This window comes from Pseudomonas kuykendallii (genome assembly GCF_900106975.1).
In the GTDB taxonomy this organism is placed as follows: Bacteria; Pseudomonadota; Gammaproteobacteria; order Pseudomonadales; family Pseudomonadaceae; genus Pseudomonas_O; species Pseudomonas_O kuykendallii.
In genome coordinates, this window is the sequence record NZ_FNNU01000001.1 from 325,795 (window position 1) to 341,274 (window position 15,480).

A 15,480-nucleotide genomic window follows, 5' to 3' on the forward strand; every position below is an offset into this window, starting at 1 on the left:
CCGAGCCATGCCCCGATCTTCCCTCAGCCACACCCTGCGCCGCCTCTGGGGCCGCGACAAGTTCGCCTTCAGCCTGAGGGTGCTGATCGCGCTGACCGGCGCCATGGCGCTGTGCTGGTACGAGGAACGCCTGGAACTGGTGATCCCGCTGTTCCTCGGGGTGATCGCCAGCGCCCTGGCGGAAACCGACGACAACTGGTTCGGCCGCCTCAAGGCACTGGCGGTGACGCTGGTCTGCTTCGCCATCGCCGCCAGTTCGGTGGAACTGCTGTTCCCCTACCCCTGGCTGTTCGTCTCCGGGCTGGCGCTGTCGACCTTCGGCATGACCCTGCTCGGCGCGCTGAGCGCACGCTACGCGACCATCGCCCAGGCCACGCTGATCCTGTCCATCTACACCATGATCGGCGTCGACCAGCGCGGCGGCAACGCCGGCAGTTTCTGGCACGAACCGCTGCTGCTGATCGCCGGCGCCACCTGGTACGGCCTGCTCTCGGTGACGTGGAACGCGGTGTTCTCCAACCAGCCGGTGCAGATCGGCCTGGCCGTGCTGTTCCGCGAGCTCGGCCTCTACCTCAAGCTGAAGGCCGCGCTGCTGGAGCCGCTGCGCCAGCTCGACCTGGAGGAGCGGCGCCTGGAACTGGCCAAGCAGAACGGCAAGGTGGTGACCGCGCTGAACCAGGCCAAGGAAATCCTCCTGCACCGCCTCGGCGGCCGGCCGGGACCGAAGGTGAAGCGCTACCTGCGTCTTTATTTCACCGCCCAGGACATCCACGAGCGCGCCAGTTCCTCGCACTACCCGTACAACGCGCTGACCGAGGCGTTCTTCCACAGCGACGTGCTGTTCCGCTGCCAGCGCCTGCTGCACCAGCAAGGCTCGGCGTGCCAGACGCTGGGCCGCGCGATCCAGCTGCGCCAGCCGTTCGAGCACGGTGAAAGCCAGCAGGCGCTGAGCGACCTGCAGGCCTCGCTGGACTACCTGCGCGCACAGAACAACCCGACCTGGCGCAGCCTGCTGCGCTCGCTCGGCGCGCTGGCGGCCAACCTCGGCACGCTGGAGAAGAAGCTGGCCGACGCGAGCAACCCGGATGCGCCGCTGGACGAGCAGGACAGCACGCTGTTCGACCGTTCGCCGCGCTCCTTCAAGGACGCCGCCGAACGCCTCCGCCAGCAGTTCACCCCGACCTCGCTGGTGTTCCGCCACGCGCTGCGCATGGCCATCGCGCTGGTCGCCGGCTACGCCATGCTGCACTGGATCCACCCCAGCCAGGGCTACTGGATCCTGCTCACCACGGTGTTCGTCTGCCAGCCGAACTACGGCGCCACCCGCGTGCGCCTGGTGCAGCGGATTCTCGGCACCATCGCCGGCCTGGTCGGCGGCTGGGCACTGATCACGCTGTTCCCCAACGCCCTGATCCAGTCGTTCCTGGCGGTGATCGCCGGAGTGCTGTTCGCCGCCACGCGCAGTTCGCGCTACACCCTGGCGACCGCGGCGATGACCCTGCTGGTGCTGCTCTGCTTCAACCAGATCGGCGATGGCTACGGGCTGATCTGGCCGCGCCTGTTCGACACCCTGGTCGGCAGCCTGATCGCCGGCGCGGCGGTGTTCCTGATCCTGCCGGACTGGCAGGGCCGGCGCCTGAACCGGATGATAGGCACCGCGCTGAGCAGCAACGCACGTTACCTGCGCCAGTTGATGCAGCAGTACCGCAGCGGCAAGCGCGACGACCTCGACTACCGCATCGCCCGGCGCAACGCGCACAACGCCGACGCCGCGCTGTCGAGCACGCTGTCGAACATGCTCATGGAGCCCGGCCATTTCCGTAAGGACGCCGAGCTGGGCTTCCGCTTCCTGCTGCTCAGCCACACCCTGCTCAGTTACCTCTCGGCCCTCGGCGCGCACCGCGGCAGCCTGCCTCAGGAGCTCTACGACGAGCTGATCGACAGCGCTTCGGTACGCATCGCCGACAGCCTCGACCAGTTGGCCTCCGCCCTGACCGAGCAGCGCAGCGTCGCCGTGCACGACGAAGAAGAAGAAGCGCTGGCCGCCCAGCTCGAACAGTCCCCCGACGAACAGCACGACGTGCAGCGCCTGGTGAAAACCCAGCTGGCGCTGATCTGCCGCCAACTGGCCCCCCTGCGCACGCTCTCGGCGCACCTGCTGAAGCCCGCCAAAGCCAATTGAGGGTGGTTCTCAGCCGCTGCGCGGCGAGAGAATTCCTCGACACTGCATGCTATTGTCCTCCACCGAAACCGGGTCTTGAGCCCGGTTTTTTAATGGAAGAAGCGCACGCGCCTGCCGCGGCCCCAGACCTGCGAGGACCCCATGTCAGTACCAGTGATTGCCGAACTGCTGAAAAAACACGAAAGCGAGCTCCTTCAGGAGTGGATCGCAAGCCAGCGCGCCGCCGGCATCCGAACGGACCTTATCGATGAAGGCACCGTGCTGAACAATTCCCGCGAGTTGCTCAAGCTGCTCAGCATCGCCGCGCTAGGCGGCATCGACGACCTCGGCAGCGCCGAGTGGAAGCCGGTGCGCAACATGATCGAAGCGCTCTCGCGCACGCAGAGCCGACAAGGCTTCAGCCCCAGCGAAACCGCCACCTTCGTCTTCTCGCTGAAGGAGCCGCTGTTCGCCAAGATCCAGGCGAACTGCGCCGATCCGGCGAGCGAAATGCTCAAGGCCAGCCAACTGCTCGACAAGCTCGGGCTGTACAGCATGGAAAGCTACATGACTGGCCGCGAATCGGTGATCCGCGAACAGCAGGAGAGCATGCTCGAGCTGTCCACCCCCGTGGTCGAACTGTGGAAGGGCGTGCTGGCGATCCCGCTGATCGGCTCGCTGGACAGCAACCGCACGCAGATCGTCATGGAAGCGCTGCTGGAAAAGATCGTCCAGACCGAATCCGAAATCGCCATCATCGACATCACCGGCGTGCCGACCGTCGACACCATGGTCGCCCAGCACCTGCTCAAGACCGTCACCGCGGCCAAGCTGATGGGCGCCCGCTGCATCATCAGCGGTATCCGTCCGCAGATCGCCGCGACCATCGTCCACCTGGGCGTGGAGCTGGGCGACGTGATCACCAAGTCGTCCCTGGCGGATGCGTTCTCCGTCGCGCTGAAAGAGCTCGATATACGTCTGGTCAAAGGCTCGCTGAGGTAAACGCCATGGTGGACAAGATCCCGATTCTGAAAATGGGAAAATTCCTGCTCCTGTCGATCCAGGTCGACATGCACGACCAACTGGCGATGGACCTCCAGGAAGATCTCACGCACCAGATCGTCCTGCACCGCTCCAAGGGCGTGCTGATCGACATTTCCTCGCTGGACATCGTCGACTCGTTCATCGGCCGCATGCTGTCGCACATTGCCCATGTCTCGCGCATCCTCGACGCGAAGATCATCGTCGTCGGCATGCAGCCGGCGGTGGCGATCACCCTGGTCGAGCTGGGCCTGTCACTGGACGGCATCGCCACGGCGCTGAACGTCGAGAAGGGCATGCGTCGCCTGGAACAAATGGTCGAAGACGACCTCAGCCTGGAGCTAGAAAGTGGGGAAGACCGAGATTTTTCCGCTGAAGCAGGAGACTGACATCGTCATCGTCCGACAGCGCGTGCGCAAAGCGGCGGAAGCCGTGCGGCTAGGTCTGGTTTCGCAGACCAAGATCGTCACCGCGGCCAGCGAAATCGCGCGTAACGCGCTGATCTACGGCGGCGGCGGCGAGTGCGTGATCGAAGAGACGACCAAGGACGGCCGCGGCGCCGTTCGCCTGGTGATTTCCGACCAGGGCGAAGGCATCGCGAACCTCGACCGGGCCATGGTCGATGGCTACACCTCGGGCAGCGGCATGGGCCTGGGGCTCGGCGGGGCCAAGCGCCTAGTCGACCAGTTCGCCATCGAAAGCCAACCCGGGCAAGGCACCCGCATCGAATTATGGAAGTGGCGTTGAACACCGACTGCTGTACCCGCTCGTTCGTGGTCAATGAGGTCGCCCATGTCGACGCGGTGCGCCGCGCGACCATCAGGCAGGCCGAGGCGCAGGGGTTCGACGAGGACGCCCTGGGCCGGCTGACCATCGTCATTCAGGAAATGGCCCGCAACCTGGTCAACCACGCCGGCGAAGGCGAGATCCTGCTCAACGGCGACGGCGGCACGCTGGACGTGCTGGCCGTGGACCGCGGGCCGGGCATGGTCAACGTCGCCCAATGCATGGCCGACAGCTACTCCAGCAAGGGCACCATGGGCGCCGGCCTGGGTGCGATCAAGCGCCTCTCGGACAGCTTCGACATCTATTCGCAGCCGGGCCAGGGCACCCTGGTGCTGGCGCGCTTCCAGCTCGAAAAGTCGCCGCCCTCGGCGCTGATCAGCGGCGCGCTGTGCCTGCCGCATCCCAAGGAAGAGCTCTGCGGCGACGCCTGGGCGATTCGGGACAACCGGGTGATGCTCTGCGACGGCCTCGGTCATGGTCCGCAAGCCAACGAAGCCAGCCAGCGGGCACGCCGGCTGTTCCTCGAGCACGACCCGAAGATCGGCCTGGTCGAACTCATGGAGCGCACCCACCATGCGCTGCAGAGCACCCGTGGCGGCGCCCTGGCGTTCGCCGAGGTGGACGTCGAACAGGGCCAGGTGACCTTCTGCGGCGTGGGCAACATCGCCGGCGCGCTCTACGCGGAACAGTCCCGCGGCATGGTTTCTTCGAACGGAACGGTGGGCTACAAGGTCGGAAGGGTACAGACCTTCTCTTACCCCTGGGACGAGCACACCCTGTTGATCATGTCTTCCGATGGCATCACCACCAAATCCAGCCTGAATCCCTACCCCGGCATTCGCGCCCGCCACCCGGCCCTCATCGCCGGCGCCATCATGCGCGACTTCCGCCGGCTGAACGACGACGCCACGGTGGTGGTGCTTCGTCATGCGTGACGCGCTGCCGATCTCCAGCGTACCCATCCTTTCCGAAATCGACGTGGTGCTCTGTCGTCAGCGCGCCAAGCAGATCGCCGGCTGGGTGGGCATGTCGCAGCTGGAGCAGATTCGCCTGGCCACCGGCGTGTCCGAGCTGGCGCGCAACATCTTCCAGTACGCCAGCCAGGGGAGATTCAATTTCTACCTGCAGCGCGACGCCCGCGGTCAACTCAACGGCATCGCCTTCGACGCGATAGACCAGGGCAAGGGCATCGCCCAGCTGCAGGAGATCCTCGACGGCAGCTACGTTTCCACCACCGGCATGGGCGTCGGCCTGGTCGGCGCCAAGCGGCTGATGGACGATTTCCAGATCGAGTCCTCGGACAAAGGCACGCGGATACGCGCGATCAAGTACATGGGCCAACCCCGGCCGTTCCCGGACGAGGCGCAGATCGTCGCGTTCCGCCAGCAGCTCAACGCCGACGGCGAGCTCGATCCGTACAAGGAACTGCAACTGCAGAGCGAGGACCTGCTGCTCACCAACAACGAGCTTCGCATCCGCCAGCAGGAGCTGGAGGACACCGCCCAGGAGCTGGAAAACACCAACAAGGGCGTGGTGGCGCTGTATTCCGAGCTGGAGAAGACCGCTCAGGAATTGAAGGAGGCCGGCGAATCGAAGAGCCGCTTCTTCTCCAACATGACCCACGAATTCCGCACGCCGATCAACATCATCGAGAACATCTCCAAGCTGCTGGCCAGCGGCGTCGACGGCCAGTTGAACGCCGAGCAGCTCAAGCAGGTGAAGTTCATCAGCGATGCCGCCGCCGAGCTGGCCAACCTGATCACCGAGCTGCTCGACCTCGCCGAGGTGCAGTCCGGACGCATCGAGATCGCGCCGACGCGTTTCAGCCTGTTCGCCTTCATGGAGGAGATCGAGACCCTGACGACCTCGCTGGCGATCCGCTATCCCGGCGTCACTCCGCTGATCCAGCTGCCGACCAGCGACGTGTGCCTGAACACCGACCACGGCCGGCTGTTCCAGATCCTGCGCAACCTGATTTCCAACGCGTTCAAGTACACCCCGGCCGGCAACGTGAAGATCAAGGTGTTCCAGCCGGACGACGCGCACCTGGAGTTCCTCGTCGAGGACACCGGCATCGGTATCTCCGCGGAGAACCAGGCACGGGTGTTCGAGGAGTTCTGCCGGATCAAGTCGCCGAACCTGAAGAACATCGAGGGCACCGGCCTGGGCCTGCCACTGGCGCAGAAGCTGGCGACCCTGCTCAACGGGCGCATCAGCCTGTCCAGCCGCGAAGGCCAGGGCAGCCGCTTCTACGTGCAGATTCCGCTGGAACTGGGCAGCGAGCAAAGCGACGAGCGGGAGCTCGACCTCAGCGGGACGACTATCCTGATCATCGATGACAGCGACGCCGACCGCTACCTGATCCGCCGCACCCTGGAACCCTACGATCCGGTGCTGATCGAGGCGGACAGCGCCCGCGCCAGCATCGACAAGCTCAACGCGGTACGCCCGGACATCATCTTCCTCGACCTCGAGCTTCCGGACATCAGCGGCGAGGACCTGCTCGCCAGCATGGACTGGAGCATGCACCAGCGGGTGGTGATCAACACCGCGAAACCGCTCGGAGACGAGGAACGCGCCCGCCTGGAGCCCCACTGCCATGCGCTGTTGCTGAAGACCCAGGCGGATTATTCCGAGCGCCTGCTGCAATGCGTCAGAGCCCTCGCGTGGAGGCAGGAATGAAGACCCGCAAGCGCATCCTTGTCATCGACGACACCGACGCCAACCGCTACGTGCTGAAGAAGATCCTCGCCACCCAGCCGTCCTACGAGATCATCGAGGCCGGCAGTGGCGAAGAGGGCCTGGCGCTGATGGACGCCGACATCGACCTGATGATCATCGACATCAACCTGCCGGACATGACCGGGTTCGATCTCATCCAGGCCGCCGAGAAGAAGCTCGGCCGCGGCAAGCTGCCGTCGATCATCAACATCTCCGCAACCTTCGTCACCGGCAAGGACAAGGCCACCGGGCTCAACAGTGGCGCGCAGGCGTACCTGACGCACCCGATCAACCCGGACGAAGTGGTCGCGACCATTTCTTCGCTGCTCAAGACCAACCACCGCATCGAACGCGTCGAACAGCAGCGCAACGTGGCGATCGCCCTCAGCCAGAACCTGCAGACCGAGAAGATCATGCTCGAGCGCTTCATGCGCTCGCTCAGCCACGACCTGCGCTCGCCGCTCACCGCCGCCTCGATGGTGGTCGGATTGATGCAGAAGAGCCCGGCGCGACGCAGCGGCGAGATGCTGGATATTCTCGAGAAGAACCTGCAGCGCATGAGCCAGATGATCACCAACGTGCTCGACATCTCCCACGTCAGCCTCGGTGGTGGCCTGCAGCTCAACGGCGAGCACTTCGCCGTCGGCGCACTGCTCGAAGGCGCGGTCCAGGACCTGCGCATCCAGATCGGCAACGAGCTGCGCGTCGACCTGGAAACCCCCGAGGAGCAGGTGTTCTGGGACCGCCACGCGTTCCTGCGGATCATCGACAACCTGGTGATCAACGCCGCCAAGCACGGCAGCAAGACCGCGCCAATCTTCATCGAACAGCGCTACCTCGAGGGCGAAGTGCTGATCCGCGTGCGCAATGGCGGCAGCATTCCCAGCGACGTGCTGGCGAACCTGGCGACGCCCTACTTCATCTCCACCAAGAGCGACGTGCAGGGCTGGGGGCTTGGCCTGCCGACGGTGAAGGCGCTGTGCGAAAGCTTCGGCGGGCGCGTCGAGTTCAGCAGCGAGGGCGAGGAAGTGATCGTCGACGTGTTCCTCCCGGTCAGCCTGCCGCGCGCGCGAACCGTCTGAAGCAGATGGACAAGGCCCGTCTGCGCGAGCGCCTGCTGGAGCGCCTGGAAAGCGACCTCGAGCTGGCGCGCCGCGCCGCGCAAACCGCCTACGAGGCGGCGACCCACGAAGAGAACATCGCCGAAAACAAGTACGACACCCTCGGTCTGGAGGCGTCGTACCTGGCCGCGGGCCAGTCGCGCCGCGTCGAGGAAATCCACCAGGCCCTCGCCGCCTGGCGCCAGTTGCCGCTGCAACCCTACGCCGCGCCGCGCGGCATCACCCTCGGCACGCTGGTGCAACTGGCCGACGACAACGGCGACGAGCAGTGGCTGCTGCTCGGCCCCGACGGCGCCGGCCTCAAGCTCAGCGACGAGCAGCGCGACGTGCTGGTGATCACCGCCCGCTCGCCGCTCGGTGCCGCCCTGCTCGGCCAGCACGCAGGCGATGAATTCGAGCGCGAGATCGCCGGGCGCAAGCGCCGCTTCGAGATTCTCGCGGCCTTCTGAGCCTCGTTACCCGCGAGAACCCCAGGACGAAGGCACCGCCACGCGGATGCGCCGGCTCAGGATTTCGCCTGCAGGTCGCGCCAGGTCAGGTGGATGCGCAGGTCGAACTCCAGCTGGTGATAACCGGGCAGCATGTGCTCGCAGAGCTGGTAGAACGCCTTGTTGTGGTCGAACTCGCGCAGGTGCGCCAGCTCGTGAACCACGATCATGTTGAGGAACTGCGGCGCCGTATCGCGGAACAGCGCGGCGATGCGGATTTCCTTCTTCGCCCTGAGCTTGCTGCCCTGCACGCGCGACACGGCCGTGTGCAGGCCGAGGGCCTTCTGCAACACGTCGAGCCTGGCGTCGTAGAGCACCTTGTCCAACCCCGGCGCGTTGCGCAGGAACTCCTGCTTGAGCGCCATGGTGTAGGCGTACAGCGCCTTGTCGCTCTGCACCGCATGGCGCTCGGGATAGCGCTGGCGCAGGTACTCCTCGAGGCGTTCCTGGACGATCAGCGTGCGCACCTTTTCCTGCAGCGCGGGCGGATAGGCAGCGAGGTATTTCAGCGGCGTCATGGCGGGCGGGACGGGCAATCGGGGAGCGCGCAGTCTAGCAAGCGCCCGTCCTTCGCGGTCGACTCGACGACGCGGCGCAGCGGGTTGATCGACGTGAAAGTTTCCGGAACGGACCCTGGCGCTGGCGGTCGTATGCGGGGAATATTCAACCCCATCGAAAACTCCCCCTTAGCAGTCCCGGGCGCCACCAATGAGTCAGGCAAAAAGCAAAATCGTTCTGCTGGTCGAGGATGAGCCGGACGTCCGGCTTCTGCTCGCCGAATACCTCGAAGAGGAAGGCTACGACGTGCTGCAGGCCGCGTCCGCCGCGGAGGCCTTCGCGATACTGGCGAGCAAACCCCGCCTCGATCTGCTGGTCAGCGACTTCCGCCTGCCGGACGGGGTCTCCGGCGTGATGATCGCCGAACCCGCGCTCAAGCTGCGGCCGGACCTCAAGGTCATCTTCATCAGCGGCTACCCGGCGGAAATCCTCGACTCCGGCAGCCCCATCGCGCACCAGGCGCCGGTGCTGGCCAAGCCGTTCTCCTTCGACACCCTGCAGGAGCAGATCCAGCGCCTGCTCGCCTGAGTCGCATGCCCCGGCGGCACCGCCTGAACTACGCTGCGCGCTTCTCCCCGAGCAAGGATGCTCCCGATGAAGCGCTGGATCGCCGCCACGCCGTTCTGCCTGCCTTTCACCTTGCTCGCCGGGCCCTGCCCCGACTGGCAGCCCGAGCGCGCCCGCGCCGAGCTCGACGGCCTGGCCCGCCGGATCGCCGAATGGGACGCCACCTACCACCGCCAGGGCCGCTCGCCGATCGCCGACGAACTCTATGACCAGGCCCGCGAACGGCTCGCCGGCTGGCGCGGCTGTTTCCCGGCGCAAGCGCCGGTCGCCGCCGACCCGCTGGCCGGCGCCACCGGGCAGATCGCCCATCCGGTACCGCAGACCGGCCTCGACAAGCTCGCCGACGAAACCCGCGTGCAGGCCTGGATGGCCGAGCGCGATGGACTCTGGGTGCAGCCGAAGGTGGATGGCGTTGCGGTGACGCTGATCTACCAGGACGGCCGACTGCAGCAGGCGATCAGCCGCGGCGATGGCCGCCTCGGGCAGGACTGGACGGCGCGGGTGCGCGCGCTTCCCGGCGTGCCCGCGCGACTGCCGGACAACCGCCGGCTGCTGTTCCAGGGCGAGCTCTACTGGAAGCTGGCCGAGCATGTGCAGGCCAGCCACGGCGGCGCCGGCGCGCGCGGCAAGGTCGCCGGGCTGCTGGCGCGGCAAAGCCTCGGCGACGCCGAAGCCGCCGGCATCGGCCTGTTCGTCTGGGAATGGCCGGATGGCCCGGCCGACATGCGCGCTCGCCTCGACGAACTGCGCCGCCTGGGTTTCGCCGACAGCGCGCGTTTCAGCGAACCGACGGCCTCCTTCGCCGAGGCCCGCAAATGGCGGGAGCACTGGTACCGGGCCGCGTTGCCGTTCGCCAGCGACGGCGTGGTGATCAAGCAGGGCCGGCGTCCGCCGGGCGAGCGCTGGAGCGCCAGCGCACCGGCCTGGGCGATCGCCTGGAAGTATCCGTTCGCCCAGGTGCTCGCCGAGGTGCGCGCGGTGGACTTCAAGATTGGCCGCAGCGGGCGCATCACCCCGCTGCTGCAGCTGCAACCGGTGCAGTTGGATGACCGTCGCGTGCAGCGCGTGTCGGCCGGATCGTTGCGTCGCCTGCGCGAACTGGATATCCAGCCCGGCGACCAGGTATCGGTCAGTCTCGCCGGGCTGACCATCCCGCGCCTCGACGGCGTGGTCTGGCATGCTGCCGTGCGCACGCCGCTGGCGCTACCCGTCACCTCGCGCTATCACCCGCTGAGCTGCTGGCAGCCCACGCCCGACTGCCGCAGCCAGTTCGCCGCGCGCCTGGAATGGCTGGGCGGCAAGCACGGCCTGGGGCTCGCCGGAGTCGGAGCGGGGAGCTGGCAGGCGCTGATCGACGCGGGACTGGTGGAGCACCTGCTCGACTGGATGGACCTGCGCGAGGAGCAGTTGCTCGCCCTGCCCGGTTTCGGCGAGAAGCGCGCTGCACGTCTGCTGGCGAGTTTCGCCGAGGCCCGCGCCCAGCCGTTCGGCCGCTGGCTGGGCGCCCTCGGCCTGCCGCCCAGCGGCGCGGCGAATCTCGGCGCGGACTGGCAGCAACCGGCCGGACGCAGCCAGGCCGACTGGCAACGCGAGCCCGGTGTAGGCCCGGGCCGCGCACGCGCGTTGGTGGCGTTCTTCGCCGAGCCGGAGGTCCGCGCCCTTCGCCAGCGGCTGAACGCAGCGGGCGTGGCCGGCTTCTGACGGGCCGCGATCAGTAGTCGCGGAACTCCTTGTGGCAGGCCTCGCAGGCGTCTTCGACCCTCTGCAGCGGCGCGGCGACCGTTTCGGGCAGCAGCGGCTTGACGGCGCTGGCTGCGGCCAAGGCGGCGGTGCTGGCCTCGAGGTCGCGGGCCAGTTCGTCGAAGCGCTCCTGGCGCTGCCACACCTCGTCACGCGCGTTGCTGTGTTCTTCCTTCACCATCGGGAAATGCTTCCACGGCTGGCGCGACAGCTCGTCCAGATGCACCGCACCGCTGGCGAACGCGTCGGCATCGAACTTCAGCCGACCGCGCAGCATGCCGCCGAGGTCTTCGCTGGTCTTCAGCATCTGCTTGAAGATCGCCTGGCGCTGGCCGAGCGGGGAGTTGGGGTCAATCTTGTTGCAACCACCGAGCACGAGCAGCGCGGCGAATACGATGAACAATGATTTGGAAGGCATGGGCGTTTTCGCGAGGGTTGGGCGGGACGCGGATTATCCGCCCCCGTCCGTGTCGCTGCCAAACTGATCCGTCGGCCCGGTGCCCTCACCTGGCGACAGGTTGACGCAGGTCACCCCCGCCGCGGGAGGCTCAACGGGCGGGATCGAGGGGCGCGTCCTCTTCCTTGAACTGGTCGCGGATGTAGGTGATTTCGCTCTTGCCGTGCGGCGCCGGCAGGCCGTCCGGGCCGAGGTTGACGAACACCATGCGCTCGATGGTCAGCAGGCTCTTGCGGGTGATCTTGTTGCGCACTTCGCAGCGCAGGGTGATCGAGGTGCGGCCGAATTCGGTGGCGGTGATGCCCAGCTCGATGATGTCGCTCTGCCGCGCCGAGCTGACGAAATTGATCTCGGAAATGAATTTGGTCACCACCCGCTGGTTGCCCAGCTGGACGATGGCGTAGATCGCCGCTTCCTCGTCCACCCATTTCAACAGGCTGCCGCCGAACAGCGTGCCGTTGGGATTGAGGTCTTCGGGCTTCACCCATTTGCGCGTATGGAAGTTCATGGACACTCCTGTCGGGGGTTAGGAATCGCCAGCATGATCGCAGGCCGGCGCCTGAGTGTCGCGACTGGAAATGCGATGGGAAAGTTCACAAAAACCTAATTGCCCTACTCCCGCGCATGGGTTTAAATCCCTGTCGATGACTTTCCAAGGACTTCACTCGGTATTGCCCCCTTCGCGCCGCCGAGCGACCCGACACTGAGGTTGAACCCATGCGTTTTCTGCCCCTTTCCGCCGCCGTTCTGCTTGCCGCCTTTCATCTGCCGGCCCAGGCACTGGACTTCGGCGCCCTCGCCAACGGCGTGGCAAGCGTCGCCAATGCGGTGAACGGCACCCCGGCGAACACCACGAATACCGTAAATACGGTGAGCAGCACCGGCAACAGCGCCTGCGACGCCAAGCTTCGCGAGTACCAGGACCAACTGGCCCTGGCCCAGGCTGCCGGCAAGGCGGCCAACAACAGCAACGTGCAGAAGCTCCTGCTGCAGGCCAACACCCTCTGCGCGCAGACCGCCAGCACCCAGCAGCCGGTCCAGGCCGTTCCGGCCGCCGCCCCGCAGACCGCCCAGGAAACCGCGGTGAACGCCGGGGTCAAACTGCTCGGCACCATGCTCAGCAAGTAACGGCGCGCGCCATCCGGCGCGCACCTTCGCTGCCCTATTGGGTAGTCGCGCCGGCATCGCTATAATCCTTCGCCTCACACGCCCGGTTTACCGGTCGTGCCCGCCACCCGGGCGAGGGGCGCTGCAGCAGGCCGGGCCGCTTCGATCGATTCGAGGCAGCCCACCTGTCAGGCTCGCACGGGGCGTTTCCCAAACGCAGCAACGGCGCCCATTCGCACTCGAACGAATGGAGAACTCATCCCATGAGCGCTGTTTCTACGCCTGCCGGTTTCACCGATTTCAAAGTCGCCGACATTTCTCTGGCCGATTGGGGCCGCAAAGAGCTGATCATCGCCGAGTCCGAGATGCCGGCACTGATGGGCCTGCGCCGCAAATACGCCGCCAGCCAGCCGCTGAAAGGCGCGAAGATCCTCGGCTGCATCCACATGACCATCCAGACCGGCGTACTGATCGAGACGCTCACCGCCCTGGGCGCCGAAGTGCGCTGGTCGTCGTGCAACATCTTCTCCACCCAGGATCAGGCCGCTGCCGCCATCGCCGCTGCCGGCATCCCGGTATTCGCCTGGAAGGGCGAGACCGAGCAGGAGTACGAGTGGTGCATCGAGCAGACCATCCTCAAGGACGGCCAGCCGTGGGACGCCAACATGGTGCTGGACGACGGCGGTGACCTGACCGAGATCCTGCACAAGAAATACCCGCAGATGCTCGAGCGCATCCACGGCGTCACCGAAGAGACCACCACCGGCGTGCACCGGCTGCTGGACATGCTCAAGGCCGGCACCCTGAAAGTCCCGGCGATCAACGTCAACGACGCGGTCACCAAGAGCAAGAACGACAACAAGTACGGCTGCCGTCACAGCCTCAACGACGCCATCAAACGCGGCACCGACCACCTGCTGTCGGGCAAGCAGGCGCTGGTGATCGGCTACGGCGACGTGGGCAAGGGCTCGGCGGCCTCGCTGCGCCAGGAAGGCATGATCGTCAAGGTCAGCGAAGTCGACCCGATCTGCGCCATGCAGGCCTGCATGGACGGCTACGAGCTGGTTTCGCCCTACAAGGACGGCATCAACGACGGCAGCGAAGGCTGCGTCGACGCCGCGCTGCTGGGCAAGATCGACCTGATCGTCACCACCACCGGCAACGTCAACGTCTGCGACGCCGGCATGCTCAAGGCGCTGAAGAAGCGCGCCGTGGTCTGCAACATCGGCCACTTCGACAACGAGATCGACACCGCCTTCATGCGCAAGAACTGGGCCTGGGAAGAGGTCAAGCCGCAGGTACACAAGATCCACCGTACCGGCGCCGGCAGCTTCGACGCGCAGAACGACGACTACCTGATCCTTCTCGCCGAAGGCCGCCTGGTCAACCTGGGCAACGCCACCGGCCATCCGAGCCGGATCATGGACGGTTCCTTCGCCAACCAGGTGCTGGCGCAGATCTTCCTGTTCGAGCAGAAGTTCGCCGACCTCTCCGCCGAGAAGAAGGCCGAGCGCCTGACCGTCGAAGTGCTGCCGAAGAAACTCGACGAGGAAGTCGCCCTGGAGATGGTCAAGGGCTTCGGTGGCGTGGTCACCCGCCTGACGCCGAAGCAGGCCGAGTACATCGGTGTGAGCACCGAAGGCCCGTTCAAACCGGACGCCTACCGCTACTGAGTGGAACCGCCGGGCGGTCAGCTGGAGCTGGCCGCCCGGTGGCACGACAACCTACATTCGACCGGGTTGGCGCATCGCCCGCCCGGTTCTACGGAACCTGCGATGACTTCTTCCCGCCCCAACGTCAGCTTCGAGTTCTTCCCGGCGAAGACCGAGGCCGGGCATGAAAAACTGCTGGCCAACGCGCGTCGACTGGCCGCGGAACGCCCGCACTTCTTCTCCTGCACCTACGGCGCCGGCGGTTCGACCCGCGACCGTACGTTGAACACCGTGCTGCAGCTGGACGGCGAAGTGAAGGTGCCGACCGCACCGCACCTGTCCTGCGTCGGCGACAGCAAGGACGACCTGCGCAGCCTGCTCACGCAGTACCAGGCCGCCGGTATCCGCCGTATCGTCGCGCTGCGTGGCGACCTGCCGTCGGGCATGGGCATGGCCAGCGGCGAGCTGCGCTACGCCAACGAACTGGTCGAGTTCATCCGCCGCGAAACCGGCGACCACTTCCACATCGAAATCGCCGCCTACCCGGAAATGCACCCGCAGGCACGCGGCTTCGAGGACGATATGGCGAACTTCGTGCGCAAGGCCAGGGCCGGCGCCGACAGCGCCATCACCCAGTACTTCTTCAACGCCGACGCCTACTTCTACTTCGTCGAGCGGGTGCGCAAGGCCGGCGTCGACACGCCGATCGTGCCAGGCATCATGCCGGTGACCAACTACAGCAAACTGGCGCGCTTCTCCGACGCCTGCGGCGCGGAGCTGCCGCGCTGGATGCGCAAGCAGCTCGAGGCCTATGGCGACGACGTGCAGAGTATCCAGGCCTACGGCGAACAGGTGATCAGCGCGATGTGCGAACGCCTGCTGGCCGGTGGCGCGCCGGGGCTGCACTTCTACACCCTGAACCAGGCCGAACCTAGCCTGGCGATCTGCAGCAACCTGGGTCTCGGCGCCTGACCCGGCAGGGACTGTCCGGCAGCGCGACGCGAGCGGCCGCGATCCCTGGCGCATGACTTGCTTCCATCGCCCGCACGACCGCGGGCGCGGGTAACAGGAAAAGGGAGCT

General features: G+C 66.3%; 16 protein-coding genes and 1 riboswitch. Of the genes, 13 read left to right on the forward strand and 3 right to left on the reverse strand.

Annotated elements, in window-relative coordinates:
• Positions 1 to 7: 7 nt before the first annotated feature.
• The 8 genes from yccS (at position 8) to BLV15_RS01440 (ending at position 8,279) form a co-directional block, all read left to right on the forward strand.
• On the forward strand, positions 8 to 2,182 hold the full coding sequence (gene yccS / locus BLV15_RS01405) for a YccS family putative transporter (RefSeq protein ID WP_090223970.1): 2,175 nt from the start codon (positions 8 to 10) through the stop codon (positions 2,180 to 2,182).
• Positions 2,183 to 2,323: 141 nt separating this feature from the next.
• Positions 2,324 to 3,163, forward strand: a complete 840-nt coding sequence (locus tag BLV15_RS01410; RefSeq protein WP_090223972.1) for an STAS domain-containing protein — start codon at positions 2,324 to 2,326, stop codon at positions 3,161 to 3,163.
• A gap of 8 nt (positions 3,164 to 3,171) precedes the next feature.
• Positions 3,172 to 3,591 carry an STAS domain-containing protein gene (locus tag BLV15_RS01415; protein ID WP_090225166.1) on the forward strand — a complete coding sequence of 140 codons (420 nt, stop codon included), beginning with the start codon at positions 3,172 to 3,174 and terminating at the stop codon, positions 3,589 to 3,591.
• A complete protein-coding gene (locus BLV15_RS01420) occupies positions 3,551 to 3,949 on the forward strand; it encodes an ATP-binding protein (RefSeq protein ID WP_090223973.1) in 399 nt (132 codons plus the stop codon). The genes BLV15_RS01415 and BLV15_RS01420 overlap by 41 nt, the downstream gene beginning before the upstream one ends.
• Positions 3,940 to 4,923: an ATP-binding protein gene (locus tag BLV15_RS01425; protein ID WP_407072467.1), complete on the forward strand. Its 984-nt coding sequence runs from the start codon at positions 3,940 to 3,942 to the stop codon at positions 4,921 to 4,923. The genes BLV15_RS01420 and BLV15_RS01425 overlap by 10 nt, the downstream gene beginning before the upstream one ends.
• Complete coding sequence (locus BLV15_RS01430) at positions 4,916 to 6,670, forward strand: ATP-binding response regulator (RefSeq protein ID WP_090223976.1); 1,755 nt, start codon at positions 4,916 to 4,918, stop codon at positions 6,668 to 6,670. Before BLV15_RS01425 ends, BLV15_RS01430 begins: the two co-directional genes overlap by 8 nt.
• A complete protein-coding gene (locus BLV15_RS01435; protein ID WP_090223977.1) occupies positions 6,667 to 7,791 on the forward strand; it encodes an ATP-binding response regulator in 1,125 nt (374 codons plus the stop codon). Before BLV15_RS01430 ends, BLV15_RS01435 begins: the two co-directional genes overlap by 4 nt.
• 5 nt (positions 7,792 to 7,796) lie before the next feature.
• Positions 7,797 to 8,279 (forward strand): GreA/GreB family elongation factor, encoded by a 483-nt coding sequence (locus BLV15_RS01440; RefSeq protein ID WP_090223979.1) that lies wholly within the window; start codon positions 7,797 to 7,799, stop codon positions 8,277 to 8,279.
• A 56-nt stretch (positions 8,280 to 8,335) separates the two neighbouring features.
• Here the strand turns inward: BLV15_RS01440 and BLV15_RS01445 are convergent, their stop codons facing one another.
• Positions 8,336 to 8,836: a YgjP-like metallopeptidase domain-containing protein gene (locus BLV15_RS01445; protein ID WP_090223981.1), complete on the reverse strand. Its 501-nt coding sequence runs from the start codon at positions 8,834 to 8,836 to the stop codon at positions 8,336 to 8,338.
• 190 nt (positions 8,837 to 9,026) lie between these two features.
• Here BLV15_RS01445 and BLV15_RS01450 point away from each other — a divergent pair, with 190 nt between their 5' ends.
• Positions 9,027 to 9,404 carry a response regulator gene (locus BLV15_RS01450; protein ID WP_090223983.1) on the forward strand — a complete coding sequence of 126 codons (378 nt, stop codon included), beginning with the start codon at positions 9,027 to 9,029 and terminating at the stop codon, positions 9,402 to 9,404.
• Positions 9,405 to 9,461: 57 nt separating this feature from the next.
• Positions 9,462 to 11,144 (forward strand): NAD-dependent DNA ligase LigB, encoded by a 1,683-nt coding sequence (ligB, locus tag BLV15_RS01455; protein WP_090223984.1) that lies wholly within the window; start codon positions 9,462 to 9,464, stop codon positions 11,142 to 11,144.
• 10 nt (positions 11,145 to 11,154) lie between these two features.
• Here the strand turns inward: ligB and BLV15_RS01460 are convergent, their stop codons facing one another.
• Together BLV15_RS01460 and BLV15_RS01465 are read right to left on the reverse strand one after the other, a co-directional pair.
• Positions 11,155 to 11,601, reverse strand: coding sequence for a c-type cytochrome (locus BLV15_RS01460; protein WP_090223986.1), 447 nt, complete (start codon positions 11,599 to 11,601; stop codon positions 11,155 to 11,157).
• A gap of 130 nt (positions 11,602 to 11,731) precedes the next feature.
• Positions 11,732 to 12,148, reverse strand: coding sequence for an acyl-CoA thioesterase (locus BLV15_RS01465; protein ID WP_090223988.1), 417 nt, complete (start codon positions 12,146 to 12,148; stop codon positions 11,732 to 11,734).
• A 209-nt stretch (positions 12,149 to 12,357) separates the two neighbouring features.
• Between BLV15_RS01465 and BLV15_RS01470 the strand changes: the two genes are divergently transcribed.
• The 3 genes from BLV15_RS01470 (at position 12,358) to metF (ending at position 15,371) form a co-directional block, all read left to right on the forward strand.
• The gene (locus BLV15_RS01470) at positions 12,358 to 12,768 is read left to right on the forward strand and encodes a hypothetical protein (protein ID WP_090223990.1); all 411 of its coding nucleotides are present in this window, start codon (positions 12,358 to 12,360) and stop codon (positions 12,766 to 12,768) included.
• Between the two features lie 107 nt (positions 12,769 to 12,875).
• Positions 12,876 to 12,985, forward strand: a riboswitch (S-adenosyl-L-homocysteine riboswitch).
• 25 nt (positions 12,986 to 13,010) lie between these two features.
• Complete coding sequence (ahcY, locus tag BLV15_RS01475; RefSeq protein WP_090223992.1) at positions 13,011 to 14,420, forward strand: adenosylhomocysteinase; 1,410 nt, start codon at positions 13,011 to 13,013, stop codon at positions 14,418 to 14,420.
• Between the two features lie 102 nt (positions 14,421 to 14,522).
• Positions 14,523 to 15,371, forward strand: coding sequence for a methylenetetrahydrofolate reductase [NAD(P)H] (gene metF, locus BLV15_RS01480; protein WP_090223994.1), 849 nt, complete (start codon positions 14,523 to 14,525; stop codon positions 15,369 to 15,371).
• The last annotated feature ends 109 nt before the right edge of the window (positions 15,372 to 15,480 follow it).

Excerpts from the sequence above, each read along its gene's own strand:
- yccS (WP_090223970.1), top strand. The coding sequence starts at position 8 with ATGCCCCGATCTTCCCTCAGCCACACCCTGCGCCGCCTCTGGGGCCGC.
- BLV15_RS01410 (WP_090223972.1), top strand. The coding sequence starts at position 2,324 with ATGTCAGTACCAGTGATTGCCGAACTGCTGAAAAAACACGAAAGCGAG.
- BLV15_RS01430 (WP_090223976.1), top strand. The coding sequence starts at position 4,916 with ATGCGTGACGCGCTGCCGATCTCCAGCGTACCCATCCTTTCCGAAATC.
- BLV15_RS01435 (WP_090223977.1), top strand. The coding sequence starts at position 6,667 with ATGAAGACCCGCAAGCGCATCCTTGTCATCGACGACACCGACGCCAAC.
- BLV15_RS01440 (WP_090223979.1), top strand. The coding sequence starts at position 7,797 with ATGGACAAGGCCCGTCTGCGCGAGCGCCTGCTGGAGCGCCTGGAAAGC.
- BLV15_RS01445 (WP_090223981.1), bottom strand. The coding sequence starts at position 8,836 with ATGACGCCGCTGAAATACCTCGCTGCCTATCCGCCCGCGCTGCAGGAA.
- BLV15_RS01450 (WP_090223983.1), top strand. The coding sequence starts at position 9,027 with ATGAGTCAGGCAAAAAGCAAAATCGTTCTGCTGGTCGAGGATGAGCCG.
- ligB (WP_090223984.1), top strand. The coding sequence starts at position 9,462 with ATGCTCCCGATGAAGCGCTGGATCGCCGCCACGCCGTTCTGCCTGCCT.
- BLV15_RS01460 (WP_090223986.1), bottom strand. The coding sequence starts at position 11,601 with ATGCCTTCCAAATCATTGTTCATCGTATTCGCCGCGCTGCTCGTGCTC.
- BLV15_RS01465 (WP_090223988.1), bottom strand. The coding sequence starts at position 12,148 with ATGAACTTCCATACGCGCAAATGGGTGAAGCCCGAAGACCTCAATCCC.
- BLV15_RS01470 (WP_090223990.1), top strand. The coding sequence starts at position 12,358 with ATGCGTTTTCTGCCCCTTTCCGCCGCCGTTCTGCTTGCCGCCTTTCAT.
- ahcY (WP_090223992.1), top strand. The coding sequence starts at position 13,011 with ATGAGCGCTGTTTCTACGCCTGCCGGTTTCACCGATTTCAAAGTCGCC.
- metF (WP_090223994.1), top strand. The coding sequence starts at position 14,523 with ATGACTTCTTCCCGCCCCAACGTCAGCTTCGAGTTCTTCCCGGCGAAG.